This is a genomic window from Ureaplasma zalophigenitalium, assembly GCF_025780055.1.
GTDB classification, from domain to species: Bacteria; Bacillota_I; Bacilli_A; order Mycoplasmatales; family Mycoplasmoidaceae; genus Ureaplasma; species Ureaplasma zalophigenitalium.
In genome coordinates, this window is the sequence record NZ_JAOXHJ010000007.1 from 13,456 (window position 1) to 36,846 (window position 23,391).

Sequence of the window (23,391 nt, forward strand, 5' to 3'; positions counted from 1 at the left end):
CTCCCTAAATAACTTCATATCTTTCTAAAATTTCATGAATTCTTTGAATCGCCTCATGCTCATCATCGCCATTTGCAACAAATTCAACGGCCGTGTTTTCCACAATACCTAATGCCATAATGTTAATAATTGATTTACCATCCGCCTTCATATTATTGGCGTGTACTTTAATTGATGAAGAAAAATCACATGTTTGGTTCACTAATGAACTAATACATTTAATAAAATCTTCAACTTTTGCTTTGATAATATATTTACGTCTAACCATAATAACCTCTTAACACATAATATATTTATTATAACATTCAACAATTTCAAAAAACACATATAAAGGTTTTAAAGCAACAAAAAAATCACCCCTAAACAAGGGTGATTTTTTTATAAATCTGTTGTTTGTTTTAATGGCGGAAGCAGTGGGATTCGAACCCACGCGCCGCAGAACGACCTAACACCTTAGCAGGGTGCCCTCTTAACCACTTGAGTATGCTTCCAAAATTTATAACTTATATTATTATAAATTAATCGCCTTAAAAAAGCAAACAGATAGTTAATAAACTATTTTAATTTGTTTAATTTAGTTAATAAAGTGTTGATATCCATAAAACCGACTTTATTTTCTACAATTTCTTTGTTTTTAACAAAGAAAGAAGAAGGGATTGATGAAACACCGTATTGACTAGCTAAATCGTTAAATTGATCAACATCAATTTTCACAATATTATATTCGTCAGCATGCATTTCATCTAAACGTTCGATTTCTTTAGCTAACATACGGCAAGGTGGGCATCATGTAGCTGAGAAAACTAATAACAATGGTTTTTCTTCACTAGTTGCTAATAAAGTTTCTAAATTATCTTCTTTATTTAATATTTTTAACATATTTTACCTCTTTATTTTTCTTCTTTTTTTACTTCGTAATTACGGATGTATTTACATTTAGGGAAATTATTACAACCGATAAACGGCTTGCCTGTTCTGTGTGCAACCCGTTTCACTAATGAATTATTATGACATTCTGGACATTCTTCATCAATAATTTCAGGTGCATTTTTTTGTTCAATGTATTTACATGTAGGAAAATTAGAGCAACCAATAAAATCTTTACGATATTTCTTAGCTGTTTTGATTACTAAATCAGATTGACAGACAGGACATTGATTACCTGTTTTTTCATCTTCCACTTTATCTATAATTTTATACGCATTTTGAACATTTTCAGTAAATTTAGGAATAAAGTCAAATAGTGGTTTTTTTCATTCTAATTTACCTAAGGCAATTTCATCTAATGTTTCTTCCATATTTGATGTAAAGGAAATTGAAATCACTTCGGGGAAAGCTTTGGTTAATTCGGCAATCACCAGCATTCCCAAGTCAGTTGGGATTAATTTGTTTTTATCTTTTTGTACATACCCACGTTTCAACCCAACATTTACCATAGATACATAAGTTGATGGACGCCCCACCCCAGCTTTTTTTAAAGCATTAATCAACGACGCTTCTGTATAGTATGGAGGTGGTAGTGTTTCTTTACTAACAATCTGCATTTCTTTTTTAGTAAATTGATCATCGACTTTTAATGGCATTAACTCCCTGGGGATTTCATTTCTCATTGGCGTATAAAAATTTAATTTTCAATATCCTAAAGTGTGGATACTACGAATCGCTGAATGAAACGTGTGACCGTTATTGTCAAACAGAATTTCTTGACGGACAAATGATGGCGGATTCATTAAAGAAGCTAATGTTCTTGTTCAAATTAAATTATATAATTTATAAACATCACTTGGCACATGCTCTTTAATCATTTCGGGAGTTACAAAAATATTTACAGGGCGAATAGCCTCGTGAGCATCCTGCGTATTTTGTGTTTGTTTTGCTTTTTTATAATTAGCTTGCGTATTGATATCATCAGAGTCAAAATATTCACTAATATAACTCTGCGCCTGTGCTACAAATTCATCACTTAAGCGTTCGCTATCGGTTCTTGGATAAGTAATTAATGCTTGAAATTCTTGATTAATTTCTAAACCCTCAAACATAGTTTGAGCCACTTTTGTAATTTTAGATGCTGTTCATCCTAAGTTATTAGCTGCGTACTGTAAAAGCTTATCGGTTGTTAACGCTAATAAGCGCTCACCGTTATTGATTTTTGGTTTTGAAAGTTCAATGATAGTAAAAATATCTGATAAATCATCAAATACTTTCTGAGCATCTTGTTGTGTCAGAAAACGAACAACATTTGTTTCTTCGGGTTTATATAAATCCAGGTTGTATTTAATTTTTAATAAATTTAGTTCTAAATTGTTTTCTAAAACTGTTTTGATTTCAAATCAATCTTCTTTAATAAAATTTCGTCGTTCTAATTCACGCTGCACAACAAATAATAGGGCAATTGATTGGACACGCCCTGCTGATTGAGCTTTTAATTTAGCTCGCGTTAATGACGATAGTTTAAACCCTACAAAACGGTCGATAATTTGACGAGCAAATTGTGAATTAACTAAATGCAAGTCAATTTCTGACTTATTTTCTATCGCGTTGATAATCGCTTTTTTAGTCACTTCATTAAACGTAATTCGTTTTGATTTACTCTGACAATCTTTATCTAACAAATCAAAAACATGTCAACTTATAGCCTCCCCTTCGCGATCCGGGTCGGTTGCTAGATAAACATTATCAGCTAAGTTAGCATAACGTTTAATCTCTTGCATAATTTGTTGTTTTGATTGTTTCGTCTTACCGAGTGTGTCGATAAATTGTCAACGCATTTCCAATGTTTCTAAATTAAACCCAAAGCCTTTGGTGGACAATTCACGGATGTGACCTCCTGTGGCCACTACCTTATAATTTTCACCAAGATAAGATTCAATTGATTTACACTTATTGGGTGATTCAACGATTACTAAATTCATTTCTACCTCCATCACGTTTTAATTAAAGAATATCATAATTCACCCTGCATATCTTTTGATTTGCAAAATGCTCATACAATAGATTATAAGCACGGGTATAATCAAATTCTTTTTGCGCCATGTAAAACTGATACGTGGCACAGATATGATCAACAAAAGCGTGAAAGTCCATTGGTTGATCTAATTTATAGAAGTTTTTTAGCATATCTCAGTGGTGTTTAACATAATGCTCATATACATAACTTAGCGGATACATTAAGTCCACAACTTCTTTTCTTATGCAATTAATCATAATCAATTTATAAGCATCATTTTCATTTTCGATATTTTTAATAAATATACCCGGTGTGTCAATTAATTTGAAATGTTGGTTAATTGATTTTGTGGCCTGGGTTTTAGTAACCCCGGGTCGGTTTTCTGTTTTTAACTGATTTTTCTTTGCTAAAAAATTGATTAGGGAAGATTTGCCAATATTGGGTAAACCAACAACCATTCCCGTGAATTCAGGATTAATTAAACCCTTGCGTTTTAGTTTTTCCATACTAGCAGTAAACATATTATATAAGTGATTAATGATAGTTTCACGAAATTGTTTGTTTTTTAAGTTACCGATTAAATAATTTTCATCACTAATAATATTGCTAGCCAAATCACTTTTAAGAACTATATTAATTAATGGCTTACCATTAATTCATGTTTGTAAATCTGGATTAGCTGATGTTTTAATTGCTCGCGCATCAAGAACTTGGATGAAAAAATCAATTTGTTTTATCTTGTTTTTGATTTCATCTGTGGCCTTTTTCATATGCCCAGGGAATCAGTTAATTTTATTTGGATTAATTAGAGCCATGTGCTTCCTTTAACATTAAGTTATAAAAATATGTCGCGTCATATTTTTGATGACTACGGTAATATTTTAAAAAACGCTGAAAGAAAAAAACAAAATATTTTTGGTTTTTGACTGGTTTTTGCCTGCGTAAATAATTTTTTACTACTTTGTTTAGAATGAAGTTGATTAAAGTGTTGGCGCGTGCAATCATGATTAGAGGAACCAAACAAATTAAAAAGGCGATTAGCATAATACAACATCCGGTGATATAAGCAGGGTAATTAAACAAGCTTTTTTTTGCGCTATAAATGCTATTATAAGCGTGGTTTAAAATTAAAATCAAAAATCATATTCCAATAATCAAAAATAAACCCATAAGAACTAACAAGAGAATAACTAAAAATTTATTCTTATAAAAAATACGGTTGGTTAAATAAACTTTGAATTTTTCAAAAATTAAAAAATCTTCTGAGCTCATAATTAAGCCTTTACATATTCAATAAATTTCTTACTTAGTTCTGACCGATATGGTCGACCGGGCACTTTATGGTGGTGACGACAAACTGCTATGTATGATTCTTTACAGCCGATCAAAATTAAATCATCATCATAACGCGCTGGTTTGTCATCAATCACACGTAAGGAGTAAGCAGCTTCGCTTCCACATACATGACAAATGGCTGTGAGTTTTGTTACATAATCAGCTGCAATCGATAAGTCATTCATACACCCAAAGGTTTCACCTTTAAAATCCTTATCTAACCCCGAAACAATGACTACATATTTGTTTTCAGCTAGAATATTACACACTTCAACTAAATTAGCATTAAAAAACTGCGCTTCATCAATACCGATTACGCTAATATTCTTTTCTTTGTTTTCTGGACGCATTAAATAATCCAGAATTTCCTCGGGTTCATTGATTTCGATAGAAGGTAATTTAGTTCCATTACGAGATACAACCAATAAATTTTGGCGAGTATCTAGCTTGGGTTTAAAAACAACATATTGCACATCCGCATATTCTAGACGCGCAATCCGACGAATTAACTCCGCTGTTTTCCCTGCAAACATCGGGCCCATAATTAATTCAATTCAACCTAAACGTTTACTAAAGGCATTTTTTTTAGCCATACAATCTCCTCCGTTAATACATAAAGCATATTATAATATATAAAATAAAAAAATTAACCGAATAGATTAATTTTTATTTGGTAACATTGAACCGGAAATGACAAACATCACCATCTTGCATTAAGTAGTTTTTACCTTCAATCCGTAATAATCCTGCTTCTTTAATTGCTTGTTCACTCTTGAATTTTAATAAATCCTCATAGCTGATGATTTCAGCTTTAATAAACCCTTTAGCAAAATCGGTATGAATCACCCCTGCACATTCTTGGGCGTTCATTCCTTTTTTAAAAGTTCAAGCACGTGTTTCAACTTTTCCATAAGTAAAAAAAGTTTGTAAATCCAATAAATCATAGGCTGCTTTGGTCACAGCATCAAGGCCTGTTTGATGCATTCCCAAGTCGTTCATAAAAATGGTTTTTGTTTCGTCGTCCAAAACACTAATTTCGTATTCCATGCGAGCTGATAAAGCGATGCAGTTTGCATTATTAGCCTGAGCATAAGCTTTAACCTTCATATATTCAGGATTCGCTTCTGGGTTGTGAATTTCATTTTCGGCAATATTAGCGATATATAAAACAGGTTTCATGGTGATTAGTTGAAAGTTTTGTAGAATTTTTAATTCTTCTTCATCATACACACCAGTGCTAGCTAATTGGTCTTGTAATAAAATTTTCTGAACTTTATCTAAGGCTAAATATTCTTTTTTAGCATCCTTATCCCCAGCTTCAGCCTTCTTTTTAATTTTGTTAATTCGTTTGTTAATTACGTCTAAATCAGCAATAATTAATTCTAAATTAATGACGCCAATATCGTTCAAAGCATCAATTCTATTATGCACATGTAAAATACTTTTGTCTTCAAAACAACGAACCATGTGACAGATTGCATCTACCTCGCGAATATTTGCTAAAAATTGATTACCTAATCCCTCGCCTTGACTAGCGCCCTTAACCAACCCAGCAATATCTACAAACTTAAAGCTAGTATAAACAATTTTCTCAGGAGTAATTAATCCTGCTAATGATTTCAAACGATCATCTTTAACCTCGACTACTCCCACGTTAGGATTAATCGTTGCGAACGCGTAATTTGCTGCTTCAACGCGTGAATTTGTAATCGCATTAAAAAGTGTTGATTTCCCAACGTTTGGTAAACCAACAATACCTGCTGCTAAAGCCATTTTTTCTCTCCTTTTTTAAACACGTTTATCTGCTTTTAAATCACAGATGAGTGTAGTGATCTGCTCGCTCATTTTTTCACAAACAAAATTGTTAATTGTACGAAAAGCATATGCTTTGTTTGCCATAATGTCTTTATTATAAAAGTAAGTTTGCAAAGCTTGTGCATAAGCAATTTGCACCTCGGTATTAATATTAACTTTGCTAATCCCCAAAGCAACGGCCTGTTGAATTTGTTCTAAGGGAATCCCTGAACCTCCGTGTAAAGTTAAGGGTACCTGAATAAGGTTGTTGATTTCTTGCAATAATGCAAAGTTTAATCCTTTTCAATTACTCGGATATAAACCATGGATATTGCCAATTCCACATGCTAGCATATTTGGTTTTAATTGCGCCATCTCTACAGCCTCAGTAGGTTTTGTTAATTCACCTTCAGAAACTACATCATCTTCAACGCCACCAATAGCCCCGACTTCTAATTCTACTGAAACATTGTGTTTTTCAGCATAAGCTATAACCTCTGCTGATTTTTGGTGATTTTCAATAAAGGGTAAAGCTGATCCGTCAAACATGATTGAAGTAAAACCAGCATCAATAGCATTAAAACAACCATCATAAGTTCCGTGGTCTAAATGAATACAAACCGGAATATCAATTTTTAAATATTCTGCAACGTGGTTGACTAAATGAAAAACACATTTATATCCGCCCATATAACGAATAGCACCTTCACTAAAGGCTAATAATGCTGGGGTTCGCGTTTGGTGGCAAGTTAATAAAATCGTTTTTAGCCATTCTAAATTATTCACATTAAACGCTGGGATAGCATATTGGTTAGCTTTAGCATGCGCAATCATAGCTTGGGCGTTGACTAAATGTTTATACATTATTCTTCATCCTCCAAGTCATCGTCAGCCACATCTGTTTCGTCTGAAGAAACGATTTTAAGATTCTCATCATCTTCTGTGTCATATTCAAAATCAGAAAGAGCGATTTCTTCTTCTTCCATTTCTTCTTTTTCCTTGTTCATTTTAGCTAATTTCACATCTTCACTGTCATCCACATCATTATCTTTATAACTACCCACTTCGTACATTGCATTTGCAATTTTAGTAATTTCTTTTAAAGATAGATGTTCGCGTAAACTTCATTCTTTTTCTGCGATTAAAATAAAACGTGGATCCTGTAAGATTGCAGAATATAATTCGCCGTAGTGTTGAACCATTTCATCTGTTTGTAAATCTGAATTATCAACGATTTTGTGAACAATGAAGTCAAAATTAAAACTACCTTTTTGTTTTTGAATTTCCTTATCGTTAACAATCGCCTCGTAAGCGATATCAATATATTTTTTGTTCATTTTATAAACTCCTTATTCGTCTTTTCCATCGGGACTAATTCGATAGAAAATATATTTTTTATGTTTCATTTTTTCTTCATTTTTTAAAGCACTTATATAAATGCTGATGTCTTCTAAAAGAGAAATCTTTATTTCGTTTTTATTATTAGTTTTATATAAACGAACAGGGTTTGAAAAGTCGTAAATTTTTTTATTATAATACTCTGTTGATTTATAAAAATATTCTTTTTTTGAATTATCAATGGGGTATACACGATTTACTAAACCGCTTTCATAAGTAATGAATTCTTTATTGTGCAATCAATTTGAAGCCAATGTGCGTAAAATTTCATCGTCTTCGTTAGCAAAAGATTTGAACGATTCTAAGAAAGAAGAGTCATCAAGTAACATGACATCATCATATGTTCATTCCTGATTTTTCAAAAAGGGAATAAAGATGTTTAAGGCTTGCGGATTATTAAAGCGTTGCTTTTTCTGATACAAATCATAAACTCTCTTTAAGGTTTTTTGCATAATTGTATCATATGTGACAGAGATGTCTTTATAATAAACGTTTTCAAACATTGCATAACGAGAAATTAGAATATTTTCAATAACATTTCATGCACTCTTATGGAACGCAATTTCATTTTGATAAACAATCATTGAAGCAAACAATAAATCATAATCTAGTAATCCAAATTTAACACCACAGTAGTGCGAATCACGTTGCAAGTAATCTAAACGATCAGCATCAATTTGACTCGAAATCATTTGGTGCATTCATTTTTTATCTACTGTATGATCAATAACCGAAGCCACTCGATGAGGATCAATATTATGTTTTTTTAAAATTTGGTATATTTCCGAATCAGAATTTGTAATGATGCTTAACCCTACTTGTTCGTGATTATAATTGCCCAATGCTTCTTCGAATGAATGCGAATAGGGCCCATGACCTATATCATGTAATAAACCAGCAGCTTTAACAACCCTTTTGTCTTCTTCTAAATTTTCGGTATCACTTTCAATAAAACGGATTTTTGCCAGCATTTTTTTAACTACAAAATACACACCAACACAGTGTGTAAATCGTGTGTGTGATGCAGAATAAAAACCACCGTGTGAAGTTCCTAATTGTTTTACTTTATGTAATCGCCAAAACTCTTTGGAATTAATAATCTCCATCGCTCACGGATCACCTTCAAAGGTAATTACGCCTAAAATCGGGTCGTTTATATAGTTTAAATCGTTAATACGCATTATTTATATATCTCCAATATTTGTAAAATATTTCTCAACACTTGTGCTTTTGTCGAATAATAAATCATTTGAGCTAATTCAGGACCGTGCATGCTATATGTGGTAGCAATTCGAATGGGCATGAATAGCATTTTACCTTTTGTATTAGTTATCTGTTTTGTTTGATTAATCAACCCAGCAATCATTTCTGGACTAAAATCATCCGTTTTATTTAATAAATCATAAAATGTTAAAATGACATGTTTAGCATTTTCGTTGTTAATCTCTGATAATAATGACTCTTCTAAATGCTCTTTAGCACCAAAGTGTTCATTGATTAAATTTAATAAATGTTGTAAGTTATAAATTTCTTTTTTAAATAAACAAGCTTTCTGAATAAATGTTGAATCACTACTTACAAACTCTTTAGTTAATTCATGATTCATCAGGAAATTATTAAACTCATCATCTGGCATGTGTTTGAAATATAAGTTGCTGAATCAATTCATTTTTTGGATATCAAAGTAAGCGGGTGCTTTGGATACTTGCTGCAAATCAAATTGACTAATCATTTCAGCTAATGTCATTTTCTCTTCACAACTTTTTGGGCTTCAACCTAATAAACTAATAAAGTTAGTCACAGCAAACGGGACATAACCTTCAGCGGCATATTCTTCTACAAATTGTTTCAATGCTAAATTCCGCTTTGATAGTTTTTTTCCTGTTTCATCCACAATAATTGATAAATGCCCATATTGAATATCATAAGCGTTATATCCTAAAGCTTTTTTAATAGCGAGTTGGTACGGGGTGTTGGAAATATGTTCTTCACCTCGAATGACGTGAGTAATTGCCATATCATAATCATCAATTACAACTGCGAAATTATACATAGCAATTTTATTAGATTTTAAAATGACGGGGTCAGTTAAAGCGTCTGCATGAATTTCAATAGGCCCCCGTATTAAATCATTTCAAGCAAATTTTTCTTGCTCGTGAATGGCTAGTCGAATTGTGTAAGGGATGTTTTCCTGCATTTTTTTGGCAACTTCTTCTTTCGACAAAAATGAGCAACGTTTGTTATATTTATATGTTTGTTGTGTTTTTTGGCAAAATTCTTTGTCTGCCTCTAATTGTTCTTTCGAACAAAAGCAATAATAGGCCTTGTTTTCCTTAACTAATTTTTCAGCTAACGCTTCATAGTGTGCAAATTTTAATGATTGCTGATAAGGAGCATATTGCGGATTGGGATTTTTTAATGATTCATCCGCCTCTATACCTAGTCATTTTAAAAAATTGAATTGTGAATCAATTCCTGCTTCGATATTGCGAGCAATATCAGTGTCTTCAATTCGAATAATAAATTGGCCGTTCATGCTTTTGGAGAATAAATAATTGAATAAAGCTGTCCGAGCTCCCCCGATATGTAAATGTCCTGTGGGTGACGGGGCATAACGTGTTCTTACAGTCATTTTTTTACTCCTTACTTTGAAATCTGTTAATTGATATTAATGAGCTTCCTGAACCTGATAATAAAACTAAGTGATTTGGATCTTGAGATAATTCAGAATAACGATGACGAATAGCAGGATATAACTCAAAGCAATGATCTTGCAAATTGTTATGAATCACTTCAGGAATTTGACCCATTCGTAATTGATCAATTATTTTCATATAATCGTTTTGCTCTGATTGATAATTTGATTGATCGTATTTTTGGTAAATTAATTGGGTGTTGACATTAATGTTTAAAATATGAACATTGTATTCAAAATTGATAAACCCACCTAAATCAGTTAATTCAGTGCCTAAGTTTGTCACATAGGCAGAAGAATAATCTGATAAAAAGAAAGGAATATCAGCTCCTAATAATGTACCGATTTCATAGTAGTTCAGGGATGATAATTGGTCCTCATCTAAAACTGCGCGTAAAACAGCTGCTGCATCACTTGAACCACCACCCAATCCTGAACCAATAGGAATGTTTTTATTGATCTTTACCATAAAGTATTTTTTGCTAAAGTGTTGCGAACGAATATAATCTAATGTCTTGTATATTAATCGACTATATACCAAAACTTCTTGTTCATTAATAAAATAAGTTACTATATCATATGGTTTTGGTGATTCGCTAATTTCAATCTCATCATATAAGTTGTCAACACGAATATAAATAGATTCAAAATCATGTTTAGAACAGTTTAGCTGTTTTTCTAATATATTAAACCCTAGGTTTATTTTGGCATGAGCTCTCATCTTCTTAATCTTCATTTTTCATCTCCTTATTTAATATTTTGAATAAATTCACAAAATTGGTTTGTGTTAAATTTTGTGCTCTTGCATTGATATCGATTTGTTCTGCTTTAAAGGCTTCCATAATATCATTATAATGATACTTATTAAGTAAATTATTAAACAATTTTTTTCGTCTATTTAAAAAACATATGCGTAAGAATAGTAACATTTGACCATGGTCAAAATCGGTAGATATGTTGTTATTTTTAATCATAATAACCGAACTATCTACTTTTGGTGCTGGATAAAAATTCTTAGGATGAACATGAAACAGTGTTGTCAATTCAGCAAACAACTGGACAAAAACACTAAATGCATTATAGTTTTTTGTATTAACTTTAGCTGTTACGCGATCCGCCATTTCTTTTTGAACCATAACAAAACTATATTTAATACTAGCTGTTTTAATTAATTTCTCAATAATTTTAGATGAAATGGAGTAGGGCAAATTTGCTACAACTTTAACGTTGTTAAATTCTCTTTTAGTTTTTAATTCAAGTACTAACTGGTCTAAATCAACCTTCAAAACATCGTTATTAATAATGTCAAAATTAGATGATACTATACTCTTTTTTAAATGAGCAAATAACCTTTTATCTAGTTCAATCGCTTGTACAAATTTAGCTTCTTTAATCAAAAATTCAGTAATCGCTCCAAGACCTGGACCAATTTCAATTACTAGATCATCTGATGCAATATTTGCTGCATCAACTATTTGTTTTTTTATCTGATTAGACAGCAAGAAGTTTTGCCCCATTTTCTTGGATGGAACAAAACTTTCTTTTTGTAATCTGAATTTAACATTCTTATCTGCCATTAACTAATACCTAATTTCGCTAATTTAGAATCTATTCGTGTAGTACTCATTGTTCGTCGTTTCATAATAATTTTATGAATAATAACAGATTGCACAATTGTGAAGATCGCATTAAAGAATCAGTATAACCCAACCCCTGATGAAGAAATAGCAACTACAACAGCTAACACTATCATAATAATATTTTGAGTCATTCGAGAACGTTTCAATTGTTGTTGGTTTTTTGTACCAACTGTAGTAGCACCTCGCCCACGTTTTTTAGCTAATCATTGAGGTGTTTTTTGTGAAATGATTTGTACAGGAATAACTAATAATAAAAAGAATAAGTAATGTCATCCACCGTTTGTGAAATTTGAAAATAATTGTGAAATTGGTGTTTGTGTTAAATCTCAAATACCAAATAAACTGATGAATTTTAAGTATCTTAAAATTGTTACTACACGATAAATAATTAAGAAAATTGGTAAGGTAATAATCATACTCTCGAATGGAGCTAAAGGTTTAATACCATGTTTGCGATACAGCTCACGCGTTTCTAATTGTTTTTTCTGACGTGATTGCATATCTTTCGCATCTTTATATTTAGCATTAATCTCTGCAATTTTACCCTGAATTTCACTCATTTTTTCAGATTGGAATGTTGCACGTGCAGTAATTGCTACGGTAATTAAACGAATAATAAATAAGATAATTATTAATCCTAAAATCACATTTAGACCAACCGGTCAATCGCGTGTTGCATATAAAAAATGTAATAAAATTTGACCTATTGGTCATACAAATAAAGCGTAAAAAGGACCATAGGCTCAGGTAAAGTCGCTATAAGCATAAAAAGGTCCAGAACCGTTATATATTAAATCGAAGCGAATATCACCTGTAGCGCTCACAGGATTAGCATTAAAACCTAATTCCAACCCGTTCCCTACAATTAACGATTGAACAGTTCAGTGGTTAGCCATATTTTGAAAGCAACCATACAAACCTATACTTAAAAAGAAAGCGTAAATGATACCCTTAAGAATCTTTACTATTAAGCTAGTAATTTTCTTTTTACGAGCTTTGAGATGCGATGTAGCTGTTTGAGCACCCGAAAAGTTTTCTACAGAATAACTTAAACGATTGACAACAGCCTTTTTGTCTATCTTTGTTCCCATCTCTTTTCCTTTCTAATTTTCATTATTTTTAAAACCGCTTTTTCAACGACAGAGACATTAATATTAAAAACTCCATCAGTGAAAGATGGGTTCACAATAATCACCATTTTACAATAGCTAAAATCGCATCTTATATTATTTAAATAAGCACGAATTAAACGTTTAATGCGATTACGCGTAGTTGCTAATCGGAAATGTTTTTTTGAAACCGAGATAGCTACGCATGGTTTGTCTTCCTCACTAAAAGCATAATAGAAAGACATGATCTTTGTTGAAATTTTTTGGTGTTTTTTGATAATTTTTAAAATTTCTAAATTTTTTTTAAGACTAAAAAATTTAGCCATGTTGTTTTATCTTTCAGATGAAACAGTTAAACTATGTCTTCCCTTTAGACGTCGACGCGCTAAAACGTTACGACCATCCTTAGTTTGCATACGAGCACGAAAACCATGAGTTTTAGCACGTTTACGATTGTTTGGTTGAAAAGTTCTTTTCATATCTACACCACCTTCAAATTTAAAAACATATTAAAAAATTATAGCATTTAATTACTATTATATAATAATATATATCTAATTGTTAATCAATATCTTATAATTTTTAAGAATGACAATGTTTTTCGTCTGAGGTGCCTGAAATGATTAAAGAAATTCAAAAAAAATACACAAATGCGCTTAATTCTATTTCTTCATCAACTATTGATCCTCGACTAATCAACACTTTAATTAAATCAAAAGTTTATGGTTTTGACAATAATATTTTACAGATTGTTGTTGATGATCCTCATGTTTGTCTGCTTGCTTCAACTACTTATTATTTAACTTTAAAACAAACATTAGTTAAAGAATTTGAGTACTTTAATCAGCCTGTACAAGAAATTTTATTCTTGTCTCCCCAAGAAGTAGAACGCTTAAATCAACGATCACAATTGATTAAAACATTAGAAAAACCCGTAAAAACAGAAATTATCAACTTTAAAAAAGAATTAAAAGAGCTCACTTTTTCACGTTTAGTCAAAACAACATACAATATGGATGCAATCAATGCAATTCATCAATTATTGAGTTCTGATTATATGACCTACTCACAAGTTAATCCCATCTTTATTTTCGGAAAAGTGGGTATTGGTAAAACTCATTTAGTAGCCGCAGCAGCTAATGAATATCATAAAAATAATCCTACGAAAGTGGTTTACTATATTGAAGCTGCTGAGTATTTCCGTCGTTTTAACGCTGCCGCTTTCAAAGGCGCTCACGTTGTAGAACAATTAAAAAATGAAATTCAAGCTGCCGAATTATTAATTATTGACGATATTCAAAACTTAGGCGATAAGGCAAAGGCCTTAGAAATGTTCTTCAATATTTTTAATACTATTATCAATAATGGCGGGAAAATTATTATCACCTGCGATAAGAAAACTAGTGAGTTAGTTGCTTTCGAAACCCGTTTAATTTCGCGGTTAGCTTCAGGAATTCAAATCAAACTTTCAAACCCTAGCATATCTGATGCGATAGATATTATTAATAACTGACTAACAATCAATAAACAGTTTACCATTTCTACCGAAGCTGTGGAATATATTGCTTATAACTTCCATAAGGACATTAGACAATTGATCGGTTTTTTAAAACAAATTAGTTATTGAGCAATGAATAGTCACGAAAAAGTAAATCACATTGAATTGGGTTTTTTACAAGAAAAATGCGCTCAATCTGGCATAGGATTACAGATGATCGAGAACGAATTAGATCCCAATAAAATCATCACAATGATTACACAATATATGAATATAAATGAGCAATTGATCCTATCAGATACACGACGTAAGGAAGTGGTTTGGGTAAGGTCAGTTGTTATTTATGTTCTGCGTCGCGTTCTAAATATGACTTTTACTGAAATAGCTTCAGTTTTAAAAATGAAATCCCATTCAACTATTTCATACGCCTTTGACAAAGTGGCTCGTAAAGCAGACGAAGATGATATGTTTAAGCAACAATTAAACCATATTATTGAATATGTTTCAAAAAACGAGTAAGTCAACTTGCTACATATTTAATTATTGCGTTTTTATTCCTCTTATTATATAATTAAGAGTATGTATTAAATTTTCGATCGTGAAATCTAATATATTAATGAAAATTAATAAAAGATAATTATTTAAGAATATTAAGGAAGTATAAAATGAAAGACATTCACTTAAATTTAAACGAAACTGTTTTTAAATGTGTGACTTGCCAAAAAGAATATCCGGTTTTAACTACGTTTAAAACACCAGATATGGCTGTCGAAGTTTGTTCTAATTGTCATTCTTTCTACATTGGAAAACAAAATGCTACTACTGCTTTACGTGGTCGTGCTGAAAAACTTAATTCTAAATTCCAAACTGCTAAAGAAAACATGCAAAACAAACCAGTTAAGAAAACCGTTACTAAAAAACCAAAAGCACGTCCTGCAAGTGGCTTTGATGTTTTAGGAAATAACTAATTTATAAGCATTTTAATTTCAAGTGCTTGGATTATTGACATTCAAATTGTTAAATAAATAACAGGCCTCTGTTATTTATTTTTTAACTTACAACCTATATAGAAAGAGATTTTATGGAATATAATAAAAAATTATTTGATGCAATTAAAAAAGTTGTCATAAAAAACAATGAGTTAAAAAAAGAGTTAGAAACAATTTCTAATGATTTTAAACGTATGAAGGAAATTAATATCCAATTAAAAAAGACTAATCAAGTAGCTGATGTTTTCGCTGATTATGAGCAGGCAATTAATAATGGAGTGTATGCTGAGGAAATTTTAAAAACCGAAAAAGACGTCGATATGTTAGAGTTAGCACAAACCACACTTCATGAAGCAAAGGAACAAATTCCTGTCATTGAAGAAAAAATTAAAATCTTGTTGTTGCCAAGCGATCCAAATGATGATAAGAACGTTATCGTTGAAATGCGACCAGCAGCTGGTGGTGATGAATCTTCTATTTTTGTAGGAAATTTGTTTGACACCTATCGCGCCTATGTTGAATCACGTAATTGAAAAATGAAAATTATTGAAATGATTCCTTCATCAGTGGGTTTTAACTTTATTTCTTTCATGATTTCGGGCGAAGAGGTTTATTCACGTATGAAATTTGAATCGGGTGTGCACCGTGTACAAAGAGTTCCAGCCACTGAGTCAAAAGGTCGCGTACACACTTCAACAATTACAGTCGCAGTTTTACCAGAACAAGATGAGGTTGATATCACTATCAACCCTTCTGATTTAAGAATTGATACTTATCGAGCTAGTGGAGCTGGGGGGCAACATGTTAACCGAACTGAGTCAGCTGTGCGAATCACACATATCCCAACAGGGGTTGTAGCTGCGTGTCAGGAAGGTAAATCGCAAATCGAAAACCGTGAAACTGCTATGAAAATGCTGCGTTCAAAATTATGAGAAGAAGAGCAACGCAGACAAAACGAAGAATTTTCGAATTTACGTAAAAATCAGGTGGGAACAGGTGATCGATCCGAAAAAATTCGTACATATAATTATCCCCAAAACAGAATTACTGACCACCGCATTAATTTAACATTAAATAAACTAGATTACATTATGTTAGGAACTTTGGATGACATTATTGATCCATTGATCGCTGATGAGCAAACTACATTAATGACCAATTTAGAAATTTAAATATGAACTATCAAGCGCTTTATCAAGTTTATTATCAAAAAGCTTGTAAACTAAAAATCAATCCATCCATAATTATCCAATTAATCAATTTTTTTAACCCTCAAATTCATGATTTAACTTCTTTATATTATTATTATTCTGAATCTATAAAAGAAGCAGATCTTGAGCTTTTTAAACATTTATGAAACCAATATGCACATGAAAATATTCCTATTGAGCGAATAGTTAAAAAAGGTTTTTTTTATCATCGTCAATGATATGTTGATGATGGTGTTTTTATCTTTCGACCTGCCAGCGAATTATTAGTTTTTGAAGCTATAAACCTTCTTAATTCATCGGAGTTTATCGGGAAAAATTTTGTTGTCGATATTTGCTGTGGTACCGGTGTTTTAGGTTTGAGTTTACTATTAGAAAAACCAATTGATTTATTTTGTGTTGATATTAATCCTTTAGCCATTAAAAACACAGAGAAAAATCGAAAACTTTATAATTTAAAAGCACAACTTTATAATCAAGATTACCAATTATTTTTGCAAACAAATCCATATAAATTTGATTTGTTGATTTGTAATCCGCCATATATTATGTCTAATTATCATTTATCTAAAAACGTCCTTGCACACGATCCATATAATGCTTTAGTTGATGTGCACCATGAACATGGATTAAGTTTTTATATTTATATAATTAAAGAGTATTTTTTAAAATACAACCCAACTTGTACCTTAATTTTTGAGATTGGATTCGATCAAAAACAATATTTAATAAATTTTTTAAGTGAATGTCAGATTAATAATTATATTTTTAAAAAAGATTATGATGGTCACGATCGTATATTAATCATTCCAGGGAGAAAATAATGAAAACTTATAATTTCAATCAACTTAATTTAATTGCCGATGCCTTAAATGCTAATAAATGTGTTATTTTACCCACAGATACAATCATGGGTATTTTAGCTAAAAACGAAAAGAATATTTACACCATTAAAAAACGCCCGATAAATAAACCTATTGTGCGTTTTGTCGCTGATTATTCTATATTAGGTGAGTTAACTGTTGCCCAAAAGCAATTTTTAGATATTATTTGACCTGGGCAAATTACTATTGTCAAAAACCAGGTATCTTATCGCATGCCTGATAGCCGACCCATCTTAAAGTTACTTGAAAAACTCGGCCCTTTGTATTGCAGTAGTGCCAACTTATCAGGTGAAAATCCGGTAGTCAACGAGCAAGAAGCAATTTTCAAATTTGGTGCAAAGGATAATATTTTATATGTCCAAGGTAATGCAAACACCGATGAACCTTCAACTATCATTGATATTGACAATTGAAAATATATCCGTCGCGGGGCTAGTGTAGGCTTAGTTGACGAATTTTTAGAGGATTTGCATGCGAATAAATCTTCTAAAAATAATTAAAACATTCATTTATAACAAAATCAATTTAAAAATGTGTTAACTTTATATTTTTGTTGTAATATAAATATGCATATATAAAAAGTAATGAAAGAAGTTATACAATTATGAGTATATTACAAAATATTACAGCACCTGAATACATAGCTGCTGATAGTGCTTTAGGAAAAATCCTTAGTGGTGCTGATCTAAGTAAATTAGATAATTCTGCTGCATCTGGAATTTCGATTGCGATTGCTGTATTCAGTGTTATCGGTACAATCGTTGTTGCGTTAAGCGTTTTCCCGCAAACAATTAAAACTATGAAAGATCGTAATACAGCAAGTTTAAGTTTCTTGTTATTCTTCCTAACTGGTTTAGCTACAACTTTCTTAGCTCTTTATGGTATTGGTTTAATCACAGTTCAAACAAACTCTTCTAATTTCTTAGTAGGGATTACAACAGAAGGTAAAGGTATCTTCAATTATCAAGAATACGTAGCTGGTTTCTTAGTGCCAGGTATCTTCTTGCTTGCATGTGAAGCTTTTATGGCAATTACATCATTCATGGTGGCATTTGTTAAACTTGCAAACCAAATCAAAGCTAAAAAAGCTGGTATGTCTGAATTAGATTACTACGAAGTTCACATCAAACCAACATTAAATTTAAAAGGAGCTAAATAGTCATGTTATCATTTTTACAACAAGCTGCTGAAAGCGGTACTAAAGTAACTGCTCCATTAACTGAAGCTGATGCAATTAAAGCTGGTTTCATTGTTAATCAAGATGTTTTCTTTAGTAATATGGGCGAAGCAGAACAAACATATGGTTTCCCAATGCATCCTTGAGCAGTGTTTTTTCAAGTAATTGGTGCTGTTCTAGTATTTATCGCTTACGTACCAGGGGTAGTTGCTACTCTTAAATCTAAACGTACAGAAGCATTATCATTAGGAATGTGAGTTTTATCTGTATTAGGTTTAGCATTCTTGACAATTTTCGCTTGAATGGGAGTCTCAGTATCAGTGGGTGGATTCATATTAGTTGCTATTTCTGAAACTCTATCAATGTTCTTAACAATCATTGTTCTGTCAGTGAAGATTTCAACTATGCAAAAAGCTAAAAAAGCTGGTATGTCTGAATTAGAATACTGCAACCTACACTACCCAATCAACGCAAAAATTAACAAATAGTTCAAAGTTAAAAAGACAAAAATAAAAAGGGGCCAATGGCTTCTTTTTTTATATCAAAAAAATAATCTTTTTTAGTGATAAATAACCTTCAAAATATAGTACTATTAATAGTTAAATGAATAATATTAATAAAGGTAGGTTTTTATATGTGAAATAGTATTAATGATATTGCAGATTTTTATGATAGCCAAGGAAATATTAATCCTACGATATCAGCACAAGCAAGTGGTGTCGAAGTTGCTACATCAGTTTTCTCTGCAATAGGGACGGTATTGTTGGCGTTAAGTGTGCTTCCCCAAACAATTCGAACACTAAAAAATAAAGATACAGCACAATTAAATTTTTGATTATTTTTACTAACAGGATTAGCTAGTGCTTTCTTGTCTATTTATGGTATTGGACTAACTACAGTTAGTCCATATTCCAAAGTCTTTGCGGTTGGGAAATTTATCAACGAAGAAGGTAAAACCATTTTTGCTTTCAATTATCAAAGATTTATAGCAGGTTATTTAGTACCTGGAATCATCATGTGTGTTGGAAGTGGTTTTTTAGCAATGACTTCGTTTCTTGTAGCTTTTTTAAAGTTCAAGAATAAACATAATGCAAAAAAAATGAATTTGTCAGAGAGTGAATATTATCAGCAATATATAGTGCCTGAATTAAACAATAAAAAAGCACCTTTAGAAAATACAACTCAAAAATAAACAAATAAATAAAAACATCGCTTCTCTGCGATGTTTTTTTGTCTTTCGATGTTGTGTAAAATTATTGTCTTGGTTAATATTTGTCTTAAGCAATGTTTTAAAGCGCATTAAGCACGGATTATTAACTTAGTTTGTTTTGGTTGATCTTTATTTGTTTATCATTATTCTAGTTATTTTATCGCTTATCTTAGTAATCAATATATTTAGATTAAAAATTTTACGTACCGTAGGAAACTTGAGGGTATATTATACAACACTTTTTGTTTTATCATAACTATTTTACACGAAATAAAGCAATTCGCTTTGCTCAATCACAAAATCTAAATAACTTAGAAAAACTGGTTGATTCTGTATTAGTAACTATTGAACCACATAGTCTTAAATCAAATCCTAAAATAGCGCAAATTGATACCCATTACTAACTATAGTTTATTTGATAAGGGTTAGCATACAATCCTGAATTAAAAATCTTAAACACTCCTAAGTTAATGCTTATGTTAGTTATAGTTTTACCGGAGCAATAATCGACACAGTTAATTTAAACTTAAGCGAAATAGTTAAAAACTATTGATAGTTATGTTCATCAAGCTGAAAAAACAACAAGAAATAATAAAAATTTCAAGAACTCAAGTCTAAATAAGGCATTTGAAATAGCTCTTTGATTGGATTTTTCTAGAATAAAACAGTGGCAAGCAATACGTTCTTTTTATTTTTTTGTTATATTGTGCGAATTCTAGAGGTGGTTATTTATTGCGAAAAACAAACTTTCGCCTTTTTTGAACCGATTTTCACCATTTTCAAAAATTGATTCATAAATTATTGTTTTTAATGTATTATAATTTAATCGCAAAAGTGTTTAATATTTAAATATTAAACACCCTCAAAGATAATTGGAATTAGTTCTCAAAAATTAATATCCAAAATTTGAAAAAGGAGGGTTACTACATTCGTAAGAGTGTAGTAACATATTATGAAAAAAATAAATAAAAAATTATTATTATCAAGCTTAGGATTAGTTGCTACGTCAGCTCTAATCGCAAGTATTGCAGCTTCGTGTTCTCAAACTCAAGATAAAAAAATTGATTTATCAAAAATTAAATCTGAAGTTAAAGTAGAATACAAAGGCGCTAAAGATGTAACTTTTGAAAGTGTTACTGAAGATAAATTAGTAGCAGGTAATTTCACATTCACTGCACCTGAAACAGTTAACGTAACTTTTAAATCAGCTGTTAAAGATGAACAAAAAACTAAAATTACTGTTATATATACATTAGTTGATAAAAATAATGAAAAGAACTCAAAAGATTTTGAAATTGTGATTGCAAAATCGGAATTCAAAGCTGATGATAATCAAGTTGATTTATCAAAAATTAAATCTGAAGTTAAAGTAGAATACAAAGGCGCTAAAGATGTAACTTTTGAAAGTGTTACTGAAGATAAATTAGTAGCAGGTAATTTCACATTCACTGCACCTGAAACAGTTAACGTAACTTTTAAATCAGCTGTTAAAGATGAACAAAAAACTAAAATTACTGTTATATATACATTAGTTGATAAAAATAATGAAAAGAACACAAAAGATTTTGAAATTGTGATTGCAAAATCAGAATTCAAAGCTGATGATAAAGAAAAACAATTAAACATCAACCCTGACAATGTGTTCAATAATTCTTTGTATTTCATTCAAAAAACTTTTAATGTCAATGAGCAAACAAAAAATACTAAAGAAGTAATATTTATGGATTTTGCCCCTAATAATGGTGGTCCAAAAGCTAGTGATGACTTTATAGGTCAAAAATCATATTTAATTACTGAAAATAAAAAATTACAAGGAATTATCACTTTTAGAGAATATGTTAATGGTTTAGAACCTAACACATATGATGTAGAAGTAATAGATGCTATCCATAATAAATTAACTATTACTACTTATAAACAAGATGGGACAGTATTAATGAACCACCCAGAGATAACAGATTTAACAACCTTCCCTATTTCAGGTGCTCCTTTATTAATGAAGTTCATTCATACTTGACAAACTTATAGATACTCTCTATCTAAAGAAAAGAATTTAGATAGTGTTTGAAAAACAATCTTAGAAAAATGAAGCACTGCTCCTTTATTAGTTAAAGATAAAGAAACATATACTTTTAGTGATAGTACTCAATCTTTACCAACAGAATGGAATATATCAAATCATCAAACTAATGTAGAGTTATATCAAGAAAAAGCTAAGAGAGATAACATCTTTAACCCAAATATTTATGCATCTCCATATGCAAATACTATTACGGAAAATGTTATTAAAGCTGTAAGTAAAACAACAGGTAAAGACCAAACTGGCGACCAAGCAGGAAAATAAAATATAAGCTTAAAATCAAAAAAACACTAGTCTGACTGGTGTTTTTTTGATTTAAACAAAAACTTTAACAAGACAATTAATTTTTCATCCATACCTGTTTAGTATCATTCTATAATAACAATATTTTATTAATGAAAATTTAACACATATATCCTCTATTCGTATCACATATTACAGAATGTTTACTTATTTTTTTCTTCTAATTTAAATGCTTTGATTGATTTATTTATAATAATATATATTCATTAAAATGGTATAAAAATTCAGCATAAATTAATTTAAAGCAACTTCGTTTATTTATGTTTTTATTTTATTGATTTTAAAAGGTCAAACTATGAAAATAAAAATACCATTATTCTTATCAATACTAGTGCCCCTTTCACAATTTCAACAACTGTGATTAGTCAGAATGAAAAAAAGCAGGCAGAAATTGAGTTATGAAAACTACCTAGATATGACCAAAAGAGATATAACTCCATTCTTTCACCTGTTAGAAGGCAATTACAAGATATATGTTGAGCATATTCTATTGTGGGAGTTTCGGAGGCTAATATTGTTAAAAACCAATTATATAAAATTCCAGATACCTTAAATTTATCAGAAAAATCCATTGCCTTTAAAACAAAAAACAGGGATATCAATTCAGATCCATTAGGAAATTCTAATTTTAAAATACAGGAGGTTTCACAAAGGATGCGGGATACGCAATTATGCAGTGAAACAACTTAATAAATGAAACCGAAGATTTTAAAGGTTACAACTTTGATATTCCATATAAGGCTGAGGATTTCATTGAAATAGATCATAAAGATAGATCACAGCAATAAAAAAATATAGTAAAAACGGTGCTGTTGGTTTTGGCTTCTCTGCAGGAGAAACGGCAACCTATTACAATGAATTAACATCAACTTCACAAAAAAATATGGACATGCTGCAACTATTATTGGTTGAGATGACAATATTTCAAAAGATTTATTTGGCAACGGTACTAAAACAGACGGTGCATGAATCGTTAAAAATAGCTGAGGAACGCATTTTCTTGAAAAAGGATATATGTATATTTCTTATGAAACAAATATATCAGAAACCTTCACTTTTAATTATGTTAACAAAAATAAATATGATAACAATTACTATTATGATGGTTTTTTAAAGGATATTTA

General features: G+C 30.8%; 25 protein-coding genes and 1 tRNA gene. 9 read left to right on the forward strand and 17 right to left on the reverse strand.

The features are described 5' to 3' along the window. Positions 1-4: 4 nt before the first annotated feature. The 17 genes from OF365_RS02845 to rpmH form a co-directional block, all read right to left on the reverse strand. Positions 5-268, reverse strand: a complete 264-nt coding sequence (locus OF365_RS02845; protein ID WP_263818107.1) for an HPr family phosphocarrier protein — start codon at positions 266-268, stop codon at positions 5-7. A gap of 134 nt (positions 269-402) precedes the next feature. Further along, positions 403-491, reverse strand: a tRNA-Ser gene (locus OF365_RS02850). A 64-nt stretch (positions 492-555) separates the two neighbouring features. Continuing rightward, on the reverse strand, positions 556-879 hold the full coding sequence (locus tag OF365_RS02855; protein ID WP_263818108.1) for a thioredoxin family protein: 324 nt from the start codon (positions 877-879) through the stop codon (positions 556-558). A gap of 11 nt (positions 880-890) precedes the next feature. Further along, entirely contained in the window at positions 891-2,912 is a 2,022-nt protein-coding gene (gene topA, locus OF365_RS02860; protein WP_263818109.1) for a type I DNA topoisomerase, read from the reverse strand. Between the two features lie 22 nt (positions 2,913-2,934). Then, positions 2,935-3,762 carry a ribosome biogenesis GTPase YlqF gene (ylqF, locus tag OF365_RS02865; RefSeq protein ID WP_263818110.1) on the reverse strand — a complete coding sequence of 276 codons (828 nt, stop codon included), beginning with the start codon at positions 3,760-3,762 and terminating at the stop codon, positions 2,935-2,937. Then, positions 3,749-4,219: a hypothetical protein gene (locus OF365_RS02870; protein WP_263818111.1), complete on the reverse strand. Its 471-nt coding sequence runs from the start codon at positions 4,217-4,219 to the stop codon at positions 3,749-3,751. Before OF365_RS02870 ends, ylqF begins: the two co-directional genes overlap by 14 nt. 2 nt (positions 4,220-4,221) lie before the next feature. Next, complete coding sequence (locus OF365_RS02875; RefSeq protein ID WP_263818112.1) at positions 4,222-4,875, reverse strand: thymidine kinase; 654 nt, start codon at positions 4,873-4,875, stop codon at positions 4,222-4,224. 73 nt (positions 4,876-4,948) lie between these two features. Next, on the reverse strand, positions 4,949-6,055 hold the full coding sequence (gene ychF, locus OF365_RS02880; RefSeq protein ID WP_263818113.1) for a redox-regulated ATPase YchF: 1,107 nt from the start codon (positions 6,053-6,055) through the stop codon (positions 4,949-4,951). Positions 6,056-6,070: 15 nt separating this feature from the next. Then, a complete protein-coding gene (locus OF365_RS02885; RefSeq protein ID WP_263818114.1) occupies positions 6,071-6,940 on the reverse strand; it encodes a ketose-bisphosphate aldolase in 870 nt (289 codons plus the stop codon). After that, the gene (gene rpoE / locus OF365_RS02890; protein ID WP_263818115.1) at positions 6,940-7,413 is read right to left on the reverse strand and encodes a DNA-directed RNA polymerase subunit delta; all 474 of its coding nucleotides are present in this window, start codon (positions 7,411-7,413) and stop codon (positions 6,940-6,942) included. Before rpoE ends, OF365_RS02885 begins: the two co-directional genes overlap by 1 nt. Before the next feature lie 12 nt (positions 7,414-7,425). Then, positions 7,426-8,655, reverse strand: a complete 1,230-nt coding sequence (locus OF365_RS02895) for an HD domain-containing protein (RefSeq protein WP_263818116.1) — start codon at positions 8,653-8,655, stop codon at positions 7,426-7,428. After that, positions 8,655-10,106: a glutamate--tRNA ligase gene (gltX, locus tag OF365_RS02900; RefSeq protein WP_263818117.1), complete on the reverse strand. Its 1,452-nt coding sequence runs from the start codon at positions 10,104-10,106 to the stop codon at positions 8,655-8,657. The genes OF365_RS02895 and gltX overlap by 1 nt, the downstream gene beginning before the upstream one ends. 4 nt (positions 10,107-10,110) lie before the next feature. Then, the gene (locus tag OF365_RS02905) at positions 10,111-10,905 is read right to left on the reverse strand and encodes a GHMP family kinase ATP-binding protein (RefSeq protein WP_263818118.1); all 795 of its coding nucleotides are present in this window, start codon (positions 10,903-10,905) and stop codon (positions 10,111-10,113) included. Then, positions 10,895-11,746: a 16S rRNA (adenine(1518)-N(6)/adenine(1519)-N(6))-dimethyltransferase RsmA gene (rsmA, locus tag OF365_RS02910; RefSeq protein WP_263818119.1), complete on the reverse strand. Its 852-nt coding sequence runs from the start codon at positions 11,744-11,746 to the stop codon at positions 10,895-10,897. The genes OF365_RS02905 and rsmA overlap by 11 nt, the downstream gene beginning before the upstream one ends. Further along, complete coding sequence (gene yidC, locus OF365_RS02915) at positions 11,746-12,900, reverse strand: membrane protein insertase YidC (RefSeq protein ID WP_263818120.1); 1,155 nt, start codon at positions 12,898-12,900, stop codon at positions 11,746-11,748. Before yidC ends, rsmA begins: the two co-directional genes overlap by 1 nt. Then, the gene (gene rnpA, locus OF365_RS02920; protein WP_263818121.1) at positions 12,885-13,244 is read right to left on the reverse strand and encodes a ribonuclease P protein component; all 360 of its coding nucleotides are present in this window, start codon (positions 13,242-13,244) and stop codon (positions 12,885-12,887) included. The genes yidC and rnpA overlap by 16 nt, the downstream gene beginning before the upstream one ends. Before the next feature lie 6 nt (positions 13,245-13,250). Beyond that, positions 13,251-13,397, reverse strand: coding sequence for a 50S ribosomal protein L34 (gene rpmH, locus OF365_RS02925; protein WP_263818122.1), 147 nt, complete (start codon positions 13,395-13,397; stop codon positions 13,251-13,253). Positions 13,398-13,537: 140 nt separating this feature from the next. On the opposite strand from rpmH, the gene OF365_RS02930 reads away from it, so the two are divergent. From OF365_RS02930 to OF365_RS02970, 9 genes are all read left to right on the forward strand, one after another. After that, the gene (locus OF365_RS02930; RefSeq protein WP_263818123.1) at positions 13,538-14,935 is read left to right on the forward strand and encodes a DnaA ATPase domain-containing protein; all 1,398 of its coding nucleotides are present in this window, start codon (positions 13,538-13,540) and stop codon (positions 14,933-14,935) included. Positions 14,936-15,081: 146 nt separating this feature from the next. Further along, positions 15,082-15,384 carry a 50S ribosomal protein L31 gene (gene rpmE, locus OF365_RS02935; protein WP_263818124.1) on the forward strand — a complete coding sequence of 101 codons (303 nt, stop codon included), beginning with the start codon at positions 15,082-15,084 and terminating at the stop codon, positions 15,382-15,384. A gap of 113 nt (positions 15,385-15,497) precedes the next feature. Continuing rightward, a complete protein-coding gene (gene prfA, locus OF365_RS02940; RefSeq protein ID WP_263818125.1) occupies positions 15,498-16,577 on the forward strand; it encodes a peptide chain release factor 1 in 1,080 nt (359 codons plus the stop codon). A 2-nt stretch (positions 16,578-16,579) separates the two neighbouring features. Then, positions 16,580-17,437: a HemK/PrmC family methyltransferase gene (locus OF365_RS02945; RefSeq protein WP_263818126.1), complete on the forward strand. Its 858-nt coding sequence runs from the start codon at positions 16,580-16,582 to the stop codon at positions 17,435-17,437. After that, positions 17,437-17,997, forward strand: a complete 561-nt coding sequence (locus tag OF365_RS02950) for an L-threonylcarbamoyladenylate synthase (protein WP_263818127.1) — start codon at positions 17,437-17,439, stop codon at positions 17,995-17,997. The genes OF365_RS02945 and OF365_RS02950 overlap by 1 nt, the downstream gene beginning before the upstream one ends. Positions 17,998-18,101: 104 nt before the next feature. Further along, complete coding sequence (locus tag OF365_RS02955) at positions 18,102-18,656, forward strand: PQ-loop domain-containing transporter (RefSeq protein WP_263818128.1); 555 nt, start codon at positions 18,102-18,104, stop codon at positions 18,654-18,656. A 2-nt stretch (positions 18,657-18,658) separates the two neighbouring features. Beyond that, positions 18,659-19,162 (forward strand): PQ-loop domain-containing transporter, encoded by a 504-nt coding sequence (locus OF365_RS02960; protein WP_263818129.1) that lies wholly within the window; start codon positions 18,659-18,661, stop codon positions 19,160-19,162. Between the two features lie 146 nt (positions 19,163-19,308). After that, entirely contained in the window at positions 19,309-19,866 is a 558-nt protein-coding gene (locus tag OF365_RS02965; RefSeq protein ID WP_263818130.1) for a PQ-loop repeat-containing protein, read from the forward strand. Positions 19,867-20,836: 970 nt separating this feature from the next. Continuing rightward, positions 20,837-22,228 (forward strand): Vmc-like lipoprotein signal peptide domain-containing protein, encoded by a 1,392-nt coding sequence (locus tag OF365_RS02970; protein ID WP_263818131.1) that lies wholly within the window; start codon positions 20,837-20,839, stop codon positions 22,226-22,228. Positions 22,229-23,391 lie beyond the last annotated feature (1,163 nt).